8 protein-coding genes and 1 pseudogene are annotated in these 22,336 nt (G+C 49.6%); 5 read left to right on the top strand and 4 right to left on the bottom strand.

What is annotated here, in order from left to right:
• Positions 1 to 214 precede the first annotated feature (214 nt).
• A complete protein-coding gene (locus K9N57_14030; GenBank protein MCF7805299.1) occupies positions 215 to 4,402 on the bottom strand; it encodes a fibronectin type III domain-containing protein in 4,188 nt (1,395 codons plus the stop codon).
• 952 nt (positions 4,403 to 5,354) lie between these two features.
• Between K9N57_14030 and K9N57_14025 the strand changes: the two are divergent.
• A pseudogene (locus K9N57_14025) lies at positions 5,355 to 6,242 on the top strand (DMT family transporter).
• Positions 6,243 to 6,616: 374 nt separating this feature from the next.
• Here K9N57_14025 and K9N57_14020 read toward each other — a convergent pair.
• Together K9N57_14020 and K9N57_14015 are read right to left on the bottom strand one after the other, a co-directional pair.
• The gene (locus tag K9N57_14020; GenBank protein MCF7805298.1) at positions 6,617 to 8,884 is read right to left on the bottom strand and encodes a T9SS type A sorting domain-containing protein; all 2,268 of its coding nucleotides are present in this window, start codon (positions 8,882 to 8,884) and stop codon (positions 6,617 to 6,619) included.
• 527 nt (positions 8,885 to 9,411) lie between these two features.
• Positions 9,412 to 9,870, bottom strand: coding sequence for a hypothetical protein (locus K9N57_14015; GenBank protein ID MCF7805297.1), 459 nt, complete (start codon positions 9,868 to 9,870; stop codon positions 9,412 to 9,414).
• 733 nt (positions 9,871 to 10,603) lie between these two features.
• Here K9N57_14015 and K9N57_14010 point away from each other — a divergent pair.
• From K9N57_14010 to K9N57_14000, 3 genes are all read left to right on the top strand, one after another.
• The gene (locus tag K9N57_14010; GenBank protein MCF7805296.1) at positions 10,604 to 11,809 is read left to right on the top strand and encodes a hypothetical protein; all 1,206 of its coding nucleotides are present in this window, start codon (positions 10,604 to 10,606) and stop codon (positions 11,807 to 11,809) included.
• Positions 11,810 to 12,117: 308 nt separating this feature from the next.
• Positions 12,118 to 18,603 carry a T9SS type A sorting domain-containing protein gene (locus tag K9N57_14005; GenBank protein MCF7805295.1) on the top strand — a complete coding sequence of 2,162 codons (6,486 nt, stop codon included), beginning with the start codon at positions 12,118 to 12,120 and terminating at the stop codon, positions 18,601 to 18,603.
• On the top strand, positions 18,600 to 19,973 hold the full coding sequence (locus K9N57_14000; GenBank protein ID MCF7805294.1) for a T9SS type A sorting domain-containing protein: 1,374 nt from the start codon (positions 18,600 to 18,602) through the stop codon (positions 19,971 to 19,973). Before K9N57_14005 ends, K9N57_14000 begins: the two co-directional genes overlap by 4 nt.
• Positions 19,974 to 20,189: 216 nt before the next feature.
• Here K9N57_14000 and K9N57_13995 read toward each other — a convergent pair whose 3' ends face one another.
• Entirely contained in the window at positions 20,190 to 21,278 is a 1,089-nt protein-coding gene (locus K9N57_13995) for a methyltransferase domain-containing protein (GenBank protein MCF7805293.1), read from the bottom strand.
• 200 nt (positions 21,279 to 21,478) lie between these two features.
• Here K9N57_13995 and K9N57_13990 point away from each other — a divergent pair, with 200 nt between their 5' ends.
• A complete protein-coding gene (locus K9N57_13990; GenBank protein ID MCF7805292.1) occupies positions 21,479 to 22,096 on the top strand; it encodes a TetR/AcrR family transcriptional regulator in 618 nt (205 codons plus the stop codon).
• Positions 22,097 to 22,336 lie beyond the last annotated feature (240 nt).

The raw sequence follows: 22,336 nt of genomic DNA, 5'->3' as shown, positions 1-22,336 counted from the left end.
TACTTGGCTGGGTAACCTGGACCATCGAGTTTCTTTGTGGGGTGGGGGTATTCAGCGGAATCGTCGACGATGGGAAATTCGGATGGAATCAAAGAATTCCCCAAGGTCTCTGCCTCGGGGAGTTCATTTCATCGGCACTTGACTCCGGAGGAATTTGTCCAGAGTTTAGTAGCTGTTTTAATGGAATCCGTAACTCCATGAAACCTAAAATGCCCTATTTTAATAGCAACAGTTTACGTGCCTCCATGAATTGGCCGGACGAAAACCTGACAAAATAGACCCCACTTGAATACCCTGTAAAGTCCAGGGACAGAATATAATTACCCGGCGCCATTCTCCGGCTCCACGGTGTATCAACCAGCTGTCCACGTAAATCATATACTTGAATCAGGACCTGCGCTTCCTTCGGTATGGCATATTCCAGTGTGGCTGTTCTGTTAAACGGATTGGGATATGCCTCTGATACTGCAAATTCAAGGGGAAGGGGAGTTGTATCCTGCGCGCGGACGGTTTCGCCGCCGGTATGAGTGCCGGGAGTACCTTCATTTTCGGAGTTCCCTTTCAGGGGATGTCCGTCCGCCAACGGAGTAATATCCCATTCCGATTCGGTGTAGGCCTGGTTGCCTCGCCTGACTGTTGCAATCCGTTCCGCATAACTGTTTTCGTACCAGGAATAATTTTTACCCGGTGTCCCAAAGATATCCAGGAGTGAATCACCCGGTGAATAGAGCGCATAGACATCATTGCCATCTCCCAGTCCGGCACTCGTGATGGCATCTCTGGCATCAGCGCCATACGTAGCATCAAACGTGTCCGTTTCCGTCGTAACCACATAGGCCTGCCCGGATTCGAGTAAAATGTTCGGGAATGAGTAAATGGTCGAGTAGTTGGCTGAACCGTCGGTACCAATCTTAATGGTGGCCTGATTTACCTCTCTGGTGGAGTCGCTGGCGTTGTAAACCTCAATATATTTTGGCAATCCGCTACCACGGTTGCCATCCATGACTTCACTGATTATTACCCCGTCATAATTATTCGCGTTATTTCCAGGACGTGCTACGAGAGACTGGAGTTGTCCATCGATGACTGCATTGATCAGGACCCACCCGTTGTTATTTATTGCAACGGCGTAACTACTCGTGGCGTTTTTATCATCGAACCTGTACATTTTTCCGCTCTGCCAGACAAAGGCATGTTCACTGCCATCCGGTGTTTCGGATCTACCAACCACAATATTATTATCGTTCAGATCACTTGCCCATCCCGACAGTCCTCCCAGGGTGCCCAAGTCCAGGAGGCGTGTACCGTCATAAAGGAACGGATGATTAATTGACCTGCCATCACAATCTTGACCGCGGACATGGGAATATCCAACAACGGCACCGTTTTCATTGAGGTCATAGGGGTAACTATTGTCATCGAACGAACCTAAATCGGTCAAGAGACCATTGCTCCAGAGGAATGCATGTTGATCGCCGCCGGAGGTGAGTGAGGATCCGATAACCTGCCCGCTTTCGTTGATGGCGACGGCACGACTGGTGGAACCTCCCAGGGTTCCCAGGTCAGTCATTTCGCCATTTTCCCAGAGAAAGGCATGATCATTCGGACCAGGTGCGGGACTTTCGCCGACAATTTGTCCCTGATTATTAATATCGACCGCCGAGCTGGATACCCGTTCCCAATAATACATATCCTGCTCTCCCCCGAGGGTACCTAAATCCTCCATAAAAAATCGATCCTGTTTCCATCGAAAGGCCGATTGCCAACCCGGGCTCCCGATGGGAGCATAGCGGGCCCAACCGACCACAACACCGGAATCATTGACCGCCCCCGGAACCACCCAGTCTGCTTGGCTTCGGGAGCCATTAAGAAATTCGACATACGTTCCCAGACTCAGGAGGATATTCCCATGTGCATAAAAACCCTCGTCAACCGTACCACTGAAGGCGGATTCTCCGGCGACCCGACCATCATTACTCATTGCCTTTGGTCGGCTGTATCCATTCCCAAGGTCCCCGATCGTTCGATAGGAACCGTCTTCCCAGAAAAACCCCAGTGTCCCGCTTCTCCCGACAATCATATTGTTGTCATTCAGGGCCACAGTGGAGTTCGCAACCGTTGTATCCGGAAACAGGTAATCGACTGTGTAATGAGACGCCAATGGAGCAATGTCGCCGGACTCGCTCCCCCTGGTGGTTGCTGTGACTTCCGGGTCCGGCAGGCTGTAATTGTTCGCCGCATCTCCGGCTCCAACCCGGAAAGAATAGGTGGTACCTGGAGTGAGACCTTCCACGGTATATCTGCTTGAATTCCAGGAACTGTTGGGGTCTTCCGTTGCTCTGTTCAGGTTTTCCATCTCTTCGCCATCCCACGCCATATCCACGGTATCGATAACCGTTCCATCCTGATAAATCAGATAGTGTGTTATTTCAACGTTGTCAGTGGCGCCTTCCCAATACAGTTTTATCCAGGTCGCTCCCGTTTGACAGGCTGACAAGTTACTCCAATCCAGCCATACTGGCGGTTCTGTATCCGCAGGAGTGGTGGTCGTTGTGAAAAGGGTGTCAGTCGAGTACAAATAATTTTCATCCATGGCTATCACGGCGATTTTATATGTCGTAAGAGGCTCCAAATTGTCCAGCTCAATCTCAGTTGGTGGAGGATATACCATGTTCGGGGCATAAGTAGGGGCAGAGTAGCGACCGTTCGTATAAATTTCATATTGTTGGATTGAATGGTTATCCGTAGCCGGGTCCCAGTGAATCATGATACCAGTGGTTCCCACGCTATCGACCGATACAGTGGAACCAGCAGGCCAGGAAGGAGGAGAGTTTTGGTCGTACACCACTGTAACCGAGGGACCGTCTTCAGTCCAGTTGCCGGCCTGATCCATTGCCTCGATTCGGAAGGTATATTCAGTGCCTCCGGTGAGTCCACTCACCTGATACCAGATTTCGTACGTTGCATCCGGGTTGGTATCAAAGATATCTAGTTCTGCGCCATCCTGGAATACCTTGTGCTTAATTACACCGGAAGGATCTTCCGGAGGGAACCAATACAGGGTAAGCCGGTCACTGTATGAAGAATAAAGTCCGATTCCTGCGTTATCCTGCCAGACCGGTGGGTCTGAATCACCGGGAGTCGTAAGTGTGATTGAGGGGTTACCCCCAGACCAGTTCCCAAAGATATCACTGGCTTCCACGGTGAAGTTATATTCTGTCCCCGGAATTAAATCTGTCACCTGGTAAAAAGTATCCGGCTGTACCGTCAGAGAAACCCCGTCCTGCAGGAGCCTGTATTCTTCAATTCCTGACTGGTCAGTTGCCCGGGGCCAGGCTAAATCTACATCAGTGAAGGTAAGATTCGAGGCTGTGATAGTAGCGTCGTCCGGCCATTCCGGAGGATCATATTCGGGACAGGGTTGACCTGCCGTGTTTGCGCTGAGATTGTATGCCGTTCCACCAATATAAGCCCAGTGATTGTCCTCAGTGGCGATGAACTGTACCTCTCCAAAGGGATATTGGGTGTTAGGGGCGATATTACCATCTAGCGTGGAAATCAACTGGACCCGTATCTGAGTCAGGCTTTCCTGGATCACCCGGCCAAGTTTGTCACCGGCGGGGCTGAATTGCCAGAACGAGGAGACAGGATCCAAAAGATCTCCATTCAGTACTATCGTGCCCCGTTCCAGGTTTATCATATTGAAATGGGCACTGTTTGATCCGTTAATATAGGCGTACACAAATGTCCGGTTATACGAATCCGGGCTATATCCCCAGTGGACCATCCCTTGTTTATCACCCGGGCTCCCCGGAAACGCTTGAAAGGTGAAGGTGTTTTCATGCCTGACAATACCGGCGGTGTCAACTAAGGTGAGATAAACTTGAGAGGGACCTGTGTCAGAAGCATACATCAGGGAAGTTCCGGTGGGGCTGAACCGGACGATGGCTTCACCCCCGGCAACCAGTGTGGACCCTATAGTTCTAACCGGAAGATTTGAACCACTTCTGAGATCGAATAACAGTACCTCATGATGGGAGGTGCTATTCATATAGTGAACTATAAACCGGTGATCGTCCGGGCTGAATCCCCAGGCGATATTGGACTCGGTAAAGCTGGTTTCCAGAACCTTGGCCCCGCCTGATTTGTTTTCCCAGATATTTACAGTGACCGCACCATTCAGATCCCCGGTGGTGAGTTTATAGATCTCGTTCGGAGAAAGTGCCTCATGAAAATCTATCAGGGTGAGGTCAGCAACTTTCCCCTTTTTTGGATTGATAAATTCTCCAATGGCATCGTTGCCACATTCAATACTGTCTGTGGCTTTCGTTAGATTTACAGGTGCAATCAGGAACACAAGTACTATTATTGTAAATAAGTAATGTCTGCTTTTGGTGAGCATATTGACTCCATTTCTGTGGCTGGGAAAGCCGGTAGTCAGTTTTGCAAGGAAGACCGTTTCGCCGGTGTCTAATCCCCGGGATACGTTACATCTGTTTCTTTGCGCCTCAACTCATACGGAAAAGACAACAGCCTGATATGCTACGTAATCCGGTAAACTGGAATAATTCCCACTTGTGGATTCTGCTTGAATCCAGACAGGCGAGAAAATTTGATTGTTCTATTAATCGTCCGGAAAAACCTGAGTTATCACTTCTGGTGTGAAGAGTCTGTGCCGCCTGCAGTCGGTCCCAGCATCCCGGGGCAAATATCTATGCTGTGATATCACTATACTTGGTCTACATGTAGGTGTAGAAATAGTAAACATATTTTTCTGCCCTGTGTTGATGTATCATACATCCGCATCAATCGAAAAACTATTAAAAAGTTCCCCAAGTGACCCCGCTCACTCAAACAAGGGCATTCCCGGGGATGATTTGTTGTTTCTCCGCTCAACGAATCATGATATACACACCACGTTCTCTGAATTCCGGTTTAGCGGTAGTTGATTGACGCAAAAGGCCGAACACTTTTTACGGGATAGCCGATTGGACGCGCACGGATGGGAACGGTGGCCATGTTTATACTGAAAAGCTGAGACCAGATTGCGATACTTACTTGTAAGACTCCTCAAACAGGAGAGAGCGCCTGTTGCTCTTTTTTTCAACAACCTTCATGTCTGTGTCTTATATTTACAGTCACACAAATGAAAGATTAACGCCGTTGAAAATGAATCTTATGCTATGGACAACTACTGTAAATCTGCGAGCCCTGGGCAGTCTGTGTCTTTCAAAATTCACACCATATACACTCCAATATTTCACAAAGCGGACTACTATTTTTGTCTCTGTTTTTGTACTCTGACATGTAATTTGACGTCATACGACCTATGAGAAAAAGCACACTATTACTGATTGTTGGATTTGTCCTTCTTCTGGAACTCGGGATTCATCGGGGCAGAATATGCATTGCCGCATCCCGGACCATTCACGCTGCTCTTTTGGCGATATCTTGTCTTGACATTCCTGATTTATTTATACCTTCGGATCACAAACCGCTTTCGCTGGGTTGAGCGGACTACAATGGTCCCTCATATGGTGGTGGGGGTTCTTGCGTATGGGGTCTGGCTCAGTTGTGTGCTTTTATCATTGGAGTATAACGTGTCGGCTGGCATTATCGCACTAATTGTTGCGCTCCAGCCGTTGGCCACGGGTGCTTTTTCTGGCGTCGTGGTGGGCGCAAATCAACCCCGTTGTACCGATGGGTGGGGCTGGTCATAGGATTTGCAGGGGTCGCGATCACGGTGTTTGCCCGAATAAATTTTGCTGATGCGACCTCGGTGTTCGGGTATCTCATACCACTTGGTTCTGTCATCGCTATCACTGTGGCTAGTCTTATCCAAAGAAAAATGGAGGTGGCGAATACCTCTTACCGGTTACCCGTTGACCTGGCTCTTTTTTTACCAGTGTCTTGCAACTACCCTGGCCTTGGCACTGCCTGCAATTCTGTTGGAGCGGCTGCAGACGGATTGGAATCCCGAGTTTATCTCCACCATGTTCTGGCTTATTGTTGGCGTGTCGTTAGGTGCGTATGCCCTCATGTGGCTCTTAATTGAACGCATGGATGCCACCCGGGTGGCGTGCCTGTTCTACTTCGGCCCGCCGGTGACGATGCTGATGGCATGGATTGCCTTTGGGGATACGTTGACATTCATGGATATCATGGGGTTAATCGTGGTCTTTGCAGGTGTGTTGCTGACTCAGAAAAAAACGGTGCCCCAACCCCAGCATGCAAGTCGATAATCCTCCTTCTTTCGTTGGTAAAATCACTCACTTCGATTTCACCAGGCAGCATGAGCGACTGAAATCCCCAACAATCTCACTACCTTACCAAGCGAAATCAGGGAAAACTCGCTACATTCCGTGTAAAATGAATCGAACTGATTAAACAGGGGCAACCGGGACCCCCAATACTGCCTGCTGAGTGTTTGCCTCTGGTGATTATTGCCCGGAGTTCCGGCTCCGTCACCTTGTTGTGTCGTTATTCCATACAATCATCTAGTACAGAAGATTTCTGCCCAAACCATTCACCCCTGGACCAAAACCTATCCAAATCAATTCGGGATACCTGAGGACTGTTCTGGGGCTTACTCTTGAGCAATCCTTACTAGAAACAATCACTTGCTGTAGACCACCTTTATTTTGTGCACCTTATTACCTGATTGAAGATGGATGATGTAAATTCCGGCACTCAGTTCCGTCGGCTGCCATGACAGGCTATGTCTTCCGGCTTGCTGGGGGATGTTGACGAGTGTTTCCACCAGATGCCCCCGAAGGTCATAAATCCGGAGTGCGGTTGGAGCGTCCTCCGTCAAATCATATCGCAGGGTAACTTTCGGATTAAAGGGATTCGGGTATCCTTGATGCAACCCGAATTCACCAGGGATCTGTTCGTTTTTGCTCTCCACCCTCAGCTCAATTATGTCGTGCCAGGAAACTTTTCCGCTGAAGTCCACATCACCCAGCTGGTACTGGTAAGTTGTGCCTGTGTTGACATTGTTGTCGGTAAAAATGTACTCAGTCCGGTTGGGGGTGGTACCCTGGCCTCGCAGTGCAGGATCCGTTCGAAATGAGGCGATTGTCTCCCAGGTACCTGATCCTCCTGTTGTTTTTTCCCGTCTGTGCAACAGAAATCCGAGGTTCTCAATCTCACTTTCAGTGGTCCAGTGCAAATACAGATGTCCACCCCGACAGTCACCGGTAAACGAACTCAGAGAGACCGGAAGCGAGGAGTCCACCCCGGAGTCCATGGCGAATTCAATCTCTGTGGCACCTTCGGTATAAGAAATCTCTGGGACATTTACAGTGTACGTATAATTGGGTGAGACAGGGCCACTGACAGCGGAGGTGGGCACGACCGCCCAGGTCCCCTCTGCATATCGATACCAGATGTCACCTGGCATTACCGGACACTCGATGGAAAAACTGTGACCATTTTCCAGTACTGACGCATCGGAGAAGATAAATTGGTAATAGGCACCTAAATTCTCCGGACTGGAAAACGCACTGCCGAGAATATCGGGATTGGTCGAAGTATTGGCATAAATTGAAACGTTCTGGGTTTCCGATGCATTTGGCAGGAAAGCCGCATTCACGTTATGAGCTGAAAGCGTGTTCGTGGAATAGAGTTCAGCCGGCTGTGCCGTACTGTCAGTGACCGTGGGATAGAGGATCCCATCATGGGTGTTAGCCAGCGGGGACAGCACACCATCCTGTTCCCATTGTAGCCGGGGGAAGGTATAGCTGACTGTACTGTACTTCCAAACACCGTCAAAATCCCATGAGTCAAAGGTTGACTGGTTTTCCATCTCTGAGGTGGGAATACCCGTTCCTGCGGCGGAAGTGGAAATCCCTGATGTCTCAGTATTCCAGTAGGCGTAGGGGACTGCCCCCTTTCCAGAGAATCCGCCGAGTGATGGTGGCAGCTGACCTACCACGCGGCCAACAAGTCCTCCGACATAATTAGCACTGGTAATACCGCTTGTCACCGACCCGGTGGAATAACTCCGGACAAGTAAGCCACGTATGGTACATCCGTCAATCCCCCCGACACGTTCGCCTCCAGTGATATCGCCAGTCGCATAGCAGTTCGATACCATTCCACTCTGGTTACATCCCACCAACCCACCGTATTTAGTGTTGTCATCTGATGTATTTGCGGGATCTGAGCTGGCAACATCGATTTTTGCGTAGCAATATCTGATTATCGGCACAGCCTTTTTCCCGAGCGAATTATTATCGCCAAGGAGTCCACCAACTCCACCAAGCCCTGTAACTGAACCGGACCCACTGTCCTCGACATAGCAGTTTTCTACAATGGTAATGTAATCATTATCCTTATGTACTAACGCTCCGCCAATGAGCGAGCCGACATGGTGTTTACCGACAACTGTCGCATTGACAATCCCGAGATTCCGGATGACCGTGTTGTCGTCGGTGCCGCCCCGGACCGATCCAAAAAAGCCGATATTTTCCTCCAAGGGGCGGTTGATCACCAGATTCTGCACAGTATAGCCGTTGCCGTCATAAACGCCACGAAACTCTGCACCAATAGAACCGATGGGTTTCCAGCCGTCATTGGAACCAGTATCAGTGGAATCGTCCGGGTCATTATACGGGTCCCCATCGCTATTATCATTTTTATCATCCCAGAGGTGGGTGGCTGTCAGATCGATGTTATTCATTTGTCGGTAGTGCTTGCCCAGTCTGTCCGCCTGAGTCAACCCGTTTAGGGTGCCCGGTGCGCCTATCCAGTACAGATTGCCAACTGAGGTAATCTCATACGGGTTACTGCTTGAACCATCCCCCGAAGAAGGTGCGACTGCTGTCTGTCCCAGGATTAAACTCGAAAAAAATAGAGCGAATAAAAGAGCGAATGATCGCATCAAAATCCTCCGAAATTCGTGCCCTGTGAAGCATGTGTATGAAACTGGTACCTATAAACCGGAGACTCTTTGGCTAAGCATACCTCCGGTCATCTATTATATATATTGTATCTCTGAGGATGATGCAATGTTAGTCACAGATTATAACAAGTAGTATGGGTTGTCAAGTATTTTACCCTCTCCGATAATGTGTGAAAGTTGGTGTAAAAGTGGAGAAAGTGTTAACCGATTGTATTTTGGAATGCATGAAGAAGATGGTGTTTATGAAGTAGGGAAAAAAATAAATATCCAGACGGGGTACTATTGCTGCGGCGATGGTACCCCGTTTTTGTTGGCCGGAGAACCCGGACACTCGAGTTTCTTAGTGGGGTGGGGGTATCCAGCGGAATCGTAACCAAGTGTTTAATCGGTTGAAATCATTTGGATATTGGCAATATAACGTATCCTTTTGGATACATTTCCATACGATTTTCCACCATATTCGCTACATTATTCATGTTCTATAGCGAAAAACTGATACACCTTTTTTAAATGAACCTATATCTTTGAATAAATTCACGGGCCTTGGTTGATTCCAGTTTACTCAATGCCTTCAAATGAAGTTCTTGAGCTATTGGATTAAGAGGAAATTCTATTGATTCCAAAAGAGGTAAGTCACTTTTATCCCAACTATCCTCAAGTAATTCAAGTACCCAATGGCGGAACCCACCCGCTGTAGATTGACAATAACTTTTCAGAATATCTTTCTTCCTGGAATCTAGATTCTCTATTGGAACACAATTGAATCTGAGAGAAGAGATTGCAAGTTTAGTAATAGTAGATTCAGGGTCTTTCCTTAGGGACTTTTTTAAAAATGCGATTATTGCATCTAAAACTTCAGGAGCATCATTTACTTCAAGACAATTCAGTGCTTCAATTATTTCATTGTGAGTCGATTCCGAATTATTGAGAACGTTTCTGCAGGATTGTATGGATAAATTCGTCAAAATTCCCTCTCACATGAATAATGGAGTTGTCACTAATCCGCAATTTAAACAGGATACTTTAAATGAAAACTCAAATTACATTTAAAAAAGCTATTCCAGTATTTTTAACTTGCTAATTCCCTGGGGCTTACCGCAGGGAGGTTCATTTCAGATGTATTTCTATGTGACGCCAGCCATTTTATTCCGGACATGGCTTCTTTTCCATTGCATACCCTCTTTAGTAGGTTTATCATTGAAAGCATGGATTTCTTATTGTTAGAAGTATTAAGATATAGGGGGATTTGTTTAAATTAATTCGACCTACCTCTGAAGTGCTTTAATACAGAATCCGATATATTCCATCCAAAAAAGGATTTTTTCCTCGGAACATATAGATTGCTACCGAAACGACTACCTGTAATTAGTGATCTTCGTTCCGATTTTGCCGGACCTTTCCCGACGCAACAAAACCAACACCATAGAATGACAGCAAGTTCAACACTGAACCGAAGGACTGATTTCTTACTGGCAGCATAAGGTTGCGGAGATGGTAAAAGCGGGAAACGGTCACTTGTCACCGGGACGATGGAATATTTTTCTTTACCCCCTCACTCCCATCAAAGTGTAAATCGTTTTGACACCCCAAAGCAACTCCTGGGGTGTACAATGTGGATATCGCTAGTACCTCCTGCCTTATTCAGTAATCCAAAGGGAACGGCAACCGGAGATTAAGCAGATAAAAAGGAGAGATATAATGAGACAGGTTATGGCGGTAGTATTCGTGATTTTATTTACAGCAATGACGGTATACGGACAGACGTTGAGTATCCAGGGGGTCCTGCGGGACGACACCGGCGCTTCTGTTGCTGATGAAACGAAAAATTTTACATTCACTCTGTATACCGAATCTGGAACCCAGGTCTGGACTGAAGACCAGGCCATCGATGTCGTCAACGGCGTATATAGTGCGACCCTTGGCACGGTAAATTCGTTGGAAGGACTGGATTACTCTGTGTCCTATTTTCTCGGAATTTCCATAGACGGGGCCGCGGAGATGACACCGCGGACGAAACTCACCCTTTCCCCGTATGCCATTGCCAGCATCTCCGGTGTGGATAACGTATTCCCGCAATCCGGGAATGTGGGCATCGGTACTGCTGCTCCCGGTGCGCCATTGGAGGTCAGTGATGGAACAAATACAATGCAGGCCACAGGAAACACGTTGAGCTTTACGCGTTCATCAGGGCCGGCGTATATCTGGGCCACTTCCTCCGGTGGATACCTGAATTTTGGGACAAATGGTCTGTCAGTAAACTCCGCAAATTCAAACTTATCACTTCTCACCGATCAAAAGTCTGTTTTTCGCGGAAAAGTGGATATTATTAATGGGACAGACGCTGCCATTTCCAATGGTACGGGATTTTTTGTCACCGGGAGTGAGTCCTCTTCTAATATAGTCATAGATAACAATGAGATAATGGCCCGAGACAATGGGGCAACATCGACATTGTATCTCCAGAATGAGGGCGGGAATACGATTTTAAACACGGCATCGGGTAATGTTGGAATTGGAACGGCAAGTCCTGCCGCCCGTCTTGATGTTCGGGGAGATATCAAATTCGGAAGTAGTGGTCAACATGATGCAGTGGCCAGTGATCGAGCGCAGCGAATCATCACTGGATTGGTAAGCGCCAATGGGACTATAGTCTCAGGAACCGGATTCACAGTATCCAAGCTTGCAACGGGGAAATATGCCATTGGTTTTTCGCCGGCGTTCGCTGCTGGTACGAGCCCGGTAGTAACTGTGACAGGTATTGGCAGCAACGCTGTGGATAATATGTGGTCAATTCAGAACGCAGATAACCTACATGTGGACGTCTATTCCACAGATTATGTGGAAGACGAAGAATTTGTGTATCAGGATTGCGGATTTATGTTTATCGCTATTGGACAACGGTAACATACCCGGATGGTATTGATGTCGGATGTGAGGTTTGTGAAGCAACTACCTCGTTCAAACTCAATTGTACCGGTTTGTCCTACGGAGACAATATCATGTATAAATGGGTAAAATAATGTTGTTGCTACTTACCGGAACTCCGTTTCCCCTGTTCTCTCAGGAGATGCCTGTATCCCAACATATGGAGGGCATCGGTGACTCCGGCAGTACACAGACTCACAGTATTAACCAGAGATGGAAAATGGCTTGCTTGAGGAAAAATGAGGTGAATGTAAAGCACTTTAATTTCCTGAGCATGGAGGCTTCTTATGAAGTTCAATAGATATAAAATTGGAAATCTGCCACCGATATTGTTTTTCGTGACAATGCTGATGTCGGCAACCTCGCTCTCAGCGCAGACATATTCAACTGAAGTCACGGTAGTAAATGGGGGCTCCGGAGTGATGACGGGGTACCTTGCCCCTGCGGTGGTGGGCGAGGAACGGCAGAACGGCTCCCATACGGTTCTGGTGGGACAGCCGTTTGTCTCGACGGGGGTGATGAGCGGTAACGGGTTGAAATCCGAGCTGGGGTTTTGGTCTCCTATGTTGCGAAGGCCAGGGGTCCCATTACTAAAGGCGTCCTATGACATATTTCCGGACAAAATCAATCTGCGGTGGTCATACGACCCCAATATACCCCCGGCCACGATATTGCATGACATCTACCGTAATAGCACCCAGCTGTACGACGATTATCCGATAACCGAGTCTACCTACGAGGATGCCGCTTCCGACCTCAATGTGGGAACCGAGTATGTCTATCATATCGAAGGAAAAAACGTCTTTGGCCCGGCGCCGGTTCGCGGAGAGGCCATCGGTAAAACCTCAACCTCGGGATACATTTCGGGCAATATCAAGTCCAAGGTGGGCACAAAAATCCCCGAAGTCAAACTGGTATTGACGCCGAACTGGGGCTATTCCCTTTTCTTTGATGGCATGGAAGACTATATGACTGTCCCGGATGCGGATGTGTTCGAATTTGCGAACGATCAAGTACTTCCGGAGGCAACCCTGGAGTTTTGGGCTCTTCCATCCACCGTTGCGAATCAGATATTGCTCTCAAAAAGTGGGCTCTGGAATCTGGAGCTCGTAGATAACGGCACGGCGATGCATCTGGCGTTTACCCTCAATGGAAGCCAGGTTTTTCTGACGGATAACACGGTGAACGTAAATGAGTGGACGCATATTGCGCTGGTCAAATCGGGTAGTATGCTGACGGCCTATTTGAACGGAACGCAGGCTACTGTCGGTGGCGGGATGTTATTCATGGAGTTTAATGCCACTGCGGAAAATACGGCGCCATTGATATTTGCCAGCGACGGTGAAACCGGTTTCTTCCGTGGCGCCATCGATGATTTCAGAACATGGGATTTTGCCCGGGGAGAAGAGACTATTGCCCGGGATTACAACCGGTATCTTTATTACCGGACCGGAGAAATCATCAATCATACGGGCATGACCAGCAGCATGAATTTTGATTTTGGATCCGGGACTACGGTGACTAATGCTGTTAATCAGACGTTAAGTGGTACCGTGTATGGGGTGAGTACCGACACGTGGGCGTCAAATCTGCCGCCGGTTTATGCTACAGCATTTACCGATTCCACCGGCTATTATAAAATGGAGAATATAAATTTCGGTGGCAACGGAACTCTGTTTCGCCTGACGCCTTCAAAACTCTACCATGAGTTCGACGTGGAATTTCTCGACGTTTCATTGAATGAGACGAATCCGGCGGCGCTGAATCAGAATTTTACCGTGGTCAACCTGATGAGCATTACTGGTTACGTGTACTTTGACACCTCGTATACCGAAGGCGTGCAGTGTGGCGAGAAAGGGGTGCAAATTAAGGTAAACGGCGCGGTGAAAACCACTACCGATGCGGATGGATTTTACCGGGTGGAGGTGGAGCCCGGTGCCGATGTGACCATCCGGCCAGAAAAGAACTCCAGGGATTCGCTGAATTTCCGGCCCACTCGCTATGACTTTACGGAGGTGGTGGAGAACAAAACAGCGAACTTCAAAGATACCAAAACCCGGTTCCTGCGGGGGAGGGTTTCAGGTGGAAGTTGCGGTGTAGCACTCGGACCAAAAGCTTTTGCGTCAGTCCAGGTGAGTCCAGCCAACAACAAATTCACCAAAACCTTTGCCGTCGATGCCGGCGGAAACTTCACTTTTCCCACCCTGCCGCCCCAGGCGTACACGGTAAGTGTACAAATGGACCAGGCATTTATTGAGGATATTGATAATTGGTCTACTATAGATACCTGGTTTAAAAATAACGGTAAATCCATCGATCTCGAAAAGTCCTATTCCCTGGCGGATTCGGCATGGGGCGGCGAGGAAGACACCCTGGATTTTACCTACAGGTCGCCGATGCAGGTGGAGATCGCCGGTTTTGATACCCTTAGTATCTGGAATCCCGACAAACAGAAGCTGGAAGTGAATAAGTACTTTGTTCAGAACCGGCCGCACATTCTTGAACTCTCTTCCTATGAGGAATATTATGGCGGAGAGTGCCCGGTGGATACCGGGACATTTCAGATCTTTGACTACATCAGTGACCGGTGGTCGGCAGGATCTGAGGATACCGTCGAAGTGGCTATCGGGCCGACCGGAACGTATGACTATGAAGTGATACCGGGTCAGCCGGACGTGATCTCTCCCTATAAGAAAAAGATCTCTGTGAGAGCTATAGGGGGGATTGGACAGACCAAGTCGGTGACGAAAGAGGCGGTTGTGCTCGGGACCAAACCCGGACCGATGCAGTTTACCACCACTGCTCCGGATATCCCGTTCCTGATCCTGCGGCGGCCGCCCGGAGACCAGAGTTTTGCCGAGTTTACCCGGAGCCAGGCTCAATCGACTGAGTTTGGTATTGATATCGGCAGTGCCATGGGATACGAACGGGAAGTTTCGGCTAGTCTGGGAACGAAGTTTACTACGGTGGTTGGGTTTGGTGTCTCCACCGAACTCTCGGTGGAAGCCAAATACGAAATGACGGCCGGATTTTCATCTACATTTTCTCTCTCGAGCTCGAAATCCCAAGCGGTCAGTATCTCCACCCAAAGCACTTACCAGACGGGCACCGGAGTTGATGTGGCGGGGAACCACGGGGATCTCGACATGTTTGTCGGCGGGGCACTCAATCTCCTCTACGGTAAAACCACCGAGCTCGGCCTTAAAAAATATACTGTGGGAGAACAGGTTTACGATGGATACGGGATTACTACCCCGGTTATGTTTGTGCCGGACGGGTTTGCCACTACCTTCATATACACCCGGAAGCACATCGAGGAGATCCTTATTCCGGAGCTGCGGGACATCGCCCGGAACACGGACAGTGACTCCCTCCGGGAAACCACTCTCGAAAGTATTGCCCGATGGAACCAGGTATTAGACCGGGAGAAGTCCCTCCGCTGGATAACCCAGGATACGGTCAATTACAGCTTTGATGGTAACGCCGGGCCGTTTACACAGTCCAGGACATCGGAAGTATCCGAAAGCTACACCATGAATGTAGGACTGGAGATTAATTCCAGTTTCGCGCAGGAAGTCGGGTTCGAGATCAACGAGGGGTTTGGCGCATCTACCACGGAGCGATATTCCTTCGGATTTAATATGGGGCGAAGCGCAACTTCAACGAAAACAGTGTCCAATACCTCCTCTTTCACTCTGGATGACGACGATGATGGCGATCGGTATACGGTGGACGTAGCGAACGATCCGGTCTATGGAACCCCCGTTTTCCGGGTAGTTTCAGGTATCTCCTCTTGTCCCTATGAAGAATGGAGAAATGCGGAGGACTCCGTGGTGACCGTGCCCCGGGATAAGCCCACCATGGCCTGGGATGCCTCCACCAATAACGGAATTATTGACGACGCATTGCCCAGTGAGCCGGTGGATCTCAAAGTCTGGCTGCGGAACGAAAAGCCCGAATCGCGCACATACTACCTCTCAATTGTTCAATCATCTAACCCGTTGGGTGCGGAAATCACAATCAACGGTGTGGCCGCTACCGAAGCCAATCCTTTTCCGGTGGTGATGGACAGCATGGAACAACAGTTTGCCACGGTACGGGTCTGGCGCGGTTCGGGCGATCACTACGAGTACAATGGATTAACGATCAAATTCGCGCCGGAATGCGAATCCAACTATGCCGGAGTGACCTCGGGATTTACCCTGCCGTTTACCGTGAACTTTGCAAAACCCTGTACCGATGCAGAGTTTTACGATCTAGAAGAGAGCTGGGTGCTGAATATTGCCGACAAAGACACGCTGGATTTTCTCGTGACCGGCTATGATCTCGGACAGAGCTATTTTGAAACCTTGCTGCTGCAATATCAACCGGTGGGCAGTGATCAATGGTTTACGGTCAGCGCCGATACGCTGTACGCCGATACGCTGCGTATCTATGACCAGCAGGTGGCATCCATGCACTGGCCGATACCCGAGGGATTTACAGACGGCAAGTATGACATCCGGTTGCGGTCCGTGTGCCTGGAGAACACCCTGACCAACGAAATGCCATCATTGCGGGGAACCGTCGACCGGAAGAAACCGCAGATTCTTGGTGCCCCGGAACCGAAGGACGAAGTCCTGAATATGAGCGACGAGATTGCCATTAACTTCACAGAGGCAATCAACCCGGCTTCGGTCACCCGTACGGACGTGAAGCTTTACGACGGGCAGGCCGGGGGCGAGATTACGGACATTGAGGTGACGGTTTCGGAAAATCGGCTGGTCATCATTCCGCAGATCCAGAACAAATTTATGGAGAATCACCATGTGACGGCGACAGTTTACGGATATGAAGACTTAAACGGAAATCCCGGTGATACCCTCACCTGGAAATTCCTGGTGGATCGGAATCCGGTGGCATGGAATCAGCGAAGCACCGAGGTCCTGGCCTTTACGGACACTACCAACGAGTTTAGAATAACGCTGAATAATAACGGCTCGAAGGCACAGCCGTTTGAACTGGTTGATGTACCATCCTGGCTAATTGCCGCACCAACCAATGGTGAGCTCAATCCCGGCGGATCGTTTGACATTCACTTTGAGGTCGATCCGAATCTGGACGTGGGAGAGTACACCAATACGCTGTTCGCCCGGACGCCGGAGGGAGACGAGCCGCTGGACATGAAGATCGTCTCCATGTGCCCGTATCCTGACTGGGACGTGAATCCCTACGACTACGAATACTCTATGACGGTCACTGCTGACGTACTGGTGCAGGGGACCAAGTCCACCGATCATTACGACCGTATGGGGGCGTTTATCGATGGTCAGCCCGTTGGGTTTGGCCATATTGAGTATGTGTCGGAGCTGAACGATCACCGCACCTATCTCACTGTCTACAGCAACACCTTCAGCGGCGATACTGTGCGGTTCCATCTCTGGGACAGGACCGGCTGTGTGGAGTTCTGGGAAATGGATACAACCCTGGTATTCACCAATGATGCCGCCATCGGTAGCCTGACTGAGCCGCTTACCATGAACGCCTCTGGGGTTGTGGCGCAGAATCTGGCATTCCCTGAAGGATTTAAATGGTTCAGCGTCAATGTGAAGCCGGAAAAAAGTAACTTGAACAATGTGTTGGAGGGATTGGCTCCGGAAGAAGGCGATCGAATAATAAGTCAGGAGGCCTACGCGCAATTTCAGTCCTCCACAAACAGCTGGGTCGGGCCGCTGACGGAAGTTGGTCTGGATGCGGGGACGATGTATGTGGCTGATTTAAGTAGCGGTATGGCTCTCCCCTATATCGGGCGGCGTGTGTGGGCGGATACGGCGCAAATTCCGCTGACACAGAACTGGAACTGGCTGGGCTATCTGCCGAACCGGAGTATGAATGTGAACGTGGCGCTGAGTCAACTGCATCCCGGCGATGGCGATCTTGTCAAGGATCAGGTGAGCTTCGCTGAATATGCGGAGGGACTTGGCTGGATTGGGAACCTGACGGACATGTTACCCGGCGCCGGATACAAGATCCGTCTTGTCACTGCGGATACACTGGTATATCCGCTGGGCAGTATCACCAGTCCAGGACTAGCAAAGATTACGGTTCTGACGCCGGAGTTCGCTGCCGATTCGCTACCGGAAGTTCAGTGGGTAGTCGAGAATCCGTATCTCCACGAACACACCATGACGCTAACCACTGTTATCTACGATGAACTGAACATGGTTGCCGATCCGTACGATATGGTGGCGGCGCTCATTGACGGAGAAGTCCGGGGCACGGCACGTCCGATGTTTATCCCGGGGATCGATGAACCGCGGATCTTCCTGAGCATCCAGGGCGATTCCAGAGAGGAAACTCCTGTGGAACTCCGCATCTGGGACAACGACAAGGAACGGATCTACCGTACGGCGGAGACTTTCCCGTTCCGGCCGGAGAGTCATGAGGGGTCGGTAACCGAACCGTTCACCATGACGCAGACCGCGTTGGCGTTGGACGATCCGGATTTTATCCCGGAAGAATACGTGCTTTCGCAGAACTATCCGAACCCGTTTAATCCGACGACTGTCATCGGATACGGGTTGCCGGAAGCCAGTAGGGTGACGCTCCGGATTTACAATATTCGTGGCCAGGTGGTGAAGACGATGGTGAACGATGTGCAAAAAGCGGGATACTACCGAATTCGCTGGGATGGTACAGATCAGTACGGTCACGATATGGCATCAGGGATGTACATTATGCGGATGCGGACAAGAACCTATACCAAGATCCGGAAGATGGTACTTGTCCGATGAAAGGGTATTTAACCATACTTTACGTGGTAATCACCTGTGTTCTGACGGGACAGGTACTAGCGCAAGCACCATCCTGGAGCGTCGACCCGGAGAAGTATGAATTCGTTATGACTGTCACCGCCCGGCTGGAGGTGAACAACGAATCCGTTTTAGGTGATGGCAATCTCATTTCTGCCTTTATTGGAGACGAGTGCCGGGGTGTTGCAGAGGCGACCATGGTGAACGGGACACCGCTGTACTTTCTCATGGTGTACGAGAACATCCCTGGCTCTTCGGTCACATTCCGGGGATATATCTCGGACAAGGATACCGTCATCGATCTGGTCGATCCGGTAACGTTCCGGTCCGGTGGTGCGGTCGGCAGTCCGGATGATCCATACCGGCTTATGGGGACGATTCCGAACAAGCTCCCGACCATTAGCACCATTGCCGACCAGAGTATCAATGAGGATCTGTCGATAACCGGTATCGTCGTCACGGTTCGTGATGCCGAGACCGCTTCCGGCGATTTAACGGTGACGGGATCCTCTCATAATCAGAATCTCGTGCCGGATGACAATATCTCAATTGGCGGGAGTGGAGCGGAACGGATCGTCTCCCTTTCGCCGGCTCGGAATCAGTCCGGCTCCACAAGGATTACCGTGACCGTTTCGGACGGGAAAGATGAGGTCAGTACCGCATTCACGCTGACGGTGAGACCGATAAATGATCCGCCGGGCACCTTCAGTTTGGTGGAGCCTGCCGACGGTTCAAAGATTATAATATCCAGGGATAACCTGGATAAGTCGCTGAATTTTCGCTGGCAAGCGGCGAAAGATCCGGATTCCGTAGACCTCAGATACCATCTTGCTTACAAGACGGGTAAACTCGACGCCGGTATCACGTTTCCTGAGACGAATGCTACCACAGTTCAGCTGTCGTACGCATCCGTGTATGACCGGATGCGGGCGTCCGGCGTGGATTCTATCGCCGGGACCTGGACAATCACGGCGACCGACGGTGAGTTCACCGTTGATGCCGCTGGAACCAGAGGGTTGACCGTCATCGCGGATACGACGACAGTGGGAGTCCGATATGGTAAGCCACTTCCGACCGATTACCATCTTGCCCAGAACTATCCGAATCCGTTCAATCCTTCAACGGTAATTCAATACGATTTACCGGAAGATACGCACGTGCGGCTGACTGTGTGGGGCCTTGCTGGTCAGCAGGTCAAAACACTGGTCAACGAGTCACAGCAAGCGGCTAGGCAGCAGATCCGCTGGGACGGTACCGATGAGTTTGGATCATTAGTCAGTACCGGTGTATACTTGTACCGGCTGGAGGCGGGAGGTTTTATGAAGGTCCGGAGGATGGTTTTAGTGCGGTAGCGGGATACTGGTAGAGAGACCGAGAATGAGGTGTCAGTAAAGTCGTTGAATGATCTTCCTGACTGTCAATGCCTCGACGACATCATAAATTCCATCAATTTTGGCAGGATTTACAGTATTGCCGGATCCATCATTGCGAAAACCGGTCCAGATCAGGTTATGCCATAGCCGGATGTATTGCTCACTTTCCATTTGCATTATGCACCAATGGAGTCTTCACTTCCGATTGACGTAGTAATCGTTTTGGATATCGTGCTCCAGGCGGTGGATTTCGATTTGATTAAAGCCAGCCTCATTGAGGAGTTCTTTAGCCTTTTCACGCCCCCACATTGCACCGAGGCCAGCTCCTCCCTGCGCCAGTGAAACAGGCATGCAGTGCATACCGGAAATGGTATAGAGGAAAGGACCGAGGGGGTGGTCAAGGTTTTCATGGACAGGACTTTGCGCATGGATATCCTGCATAAGGTACACCCCATCAGGCTTCAGTGTCCGGTGAATCCCTGTGAGCACCGCAAGCGGGTCAGCCTGGTCGTGTATAGCGTCAAACGTGGTGACGAAGTCGAAGACCTCCGGTTCAGCAGTACGGTCAAAGTCCGAAGCGTCATGCATTTCAAACACCACATTTCCCAGGTCTCTTTTTGCGGCTTCTGACCTGGCCCAGCTGATAGCATCTTTCGAGATATCTATCCCTGTGAACCGGCTATTTGGAAATAGCTGCGCCATTTTCATCAGCGCCAGTCCCCGGCCGCATCCTACGTCTAACACCTCAATTCCCTTCCAGAGGTTTGCCTCAAGTTCAGGTACCAATGGAAGAATGTCCTCCTCCAGAGCATCCAAAACTGTCATCCCGCTATCTTCGGCCATAATCTCGTGGAAGCGCGGATACTTATCATACGAGACGCCGCCACCATTTTGGAAGCAGTCCACAATCTCGTCCTCGGTCCCTCCGAGGAGCGAGATATACTGGGCAAAGGCCGCAAGGTTTTCATCTGCGCTCTGTCGGGTTAAAAACCGGCCGTGATCCGCCGGCAGGTGGTACCGGTCCGATTCATCCACATCAACGATGCCGCCGGTTGCCATAGTCCCAAGCCATTCTCTCACGTAGCGCTCATTCAGTCCGGCTTCTTCAGCCAACTCCTGACTGGTTGTCCACTCCATATCGGCCAATGTATCGAACAAACCGGTCCTATGCCCAATGGATATCATCAGCATAACGGCACCGTTGTTGATCGCTGTTACATACCATTCGTCAAATCCCGGCGTTCCTCCGTTGGTTTCCGGAAGGGAAACTGCTGTATTACACATAACCGACTCCTTGTTTTTTTATTAACAAACCAACTGGTCGGTATGTTAATAAATATAGTTCATTATTGTCAAGAACGAATTTATTCTGTCTACTCCAGAAATTTATGATTATTTTCCACTAAGGCGTTATTGGTGATAATCACACAACAACCGAAGAAATAAATACAAACAAACTAATTAGTATGTTTGAGGTTTTTTAAATGAGTAAAGATCCTAAAAATACCCGGGAAAAAATTCTGAATGTTGCGCATTCCCTGATCCTGGACCTCGGATTTTCCGGCACAACCGTCGATGCGGTCATCGAGAAAACCGGCGTGAGTAAAGGGGCCTTTTTCCATCATTTCTCCAGCAAAGACGAGTTAGGCCGTATCCTTGTACAACGCTACGCCGAAGGGGACGCCAAACACCTTGAAGAAACTCTCGACAAGGCGGAAGATCTCAGTGATGATCCGCTCCAGCAACTTCTTATTTTTGTCAAGTTATTCGAGCAGGAGATGAAGACGCTGGATGAACCGTATCCCGGATGCCTTTTTGCCTCCTACCTGAACCAGTCAGAGCTGTTTGATGACCAGGTCATGGAGATTATACGCAATTCCATGTTGCATTGGCGTCACAGGGTTTCGGAGAAATTGAAAGAGGTGGATCAACAAAACACCCCGCGTATCGAGGTAGACTATACGAGTCTGGCAGATATGCTGTTGGTTATATTTGAAGGGGCGTACGTGTTATCGGGATCCTTAAAGGAACCGGAGATTATTGCAAACCAGTTATCGCACTATCACTCCTATTTACGACTGTTGTTTCGTGAGGACACCTAAATAAATAGTCACACTCGTTGGCATGGTAAATATCAATTTTCAGGTGGTAGTACCCGAGAAAATACAGGATAACCGGAACATTGCATTCACCCTACCGGGATATTCATATGTTGACCTGGTCTGGGGGGCTCCATTCGAACACTGATGCATAGACTGCTTCCTCGCAGTCAGTGACGTTACCTACTCCTCTGATTACTCAATCGAAAATGCGTCGCCATTCTTAGAAAGAATTGTTATGGA

This window comes from Candidatus Neomarinimicrobiota bacterium, from assembly GCA_021734025.1.
Lineage (GTDB): Bacteria > Fidelibacterota > JAANXI01 > JAANXI01 > JAANXI01 > JAANXI01.
The sequence above is the reverse complement of the archived record's forward strand: the minus strand, read 5'-3'. Positions and strand labels throughout refer to the sequence as shown.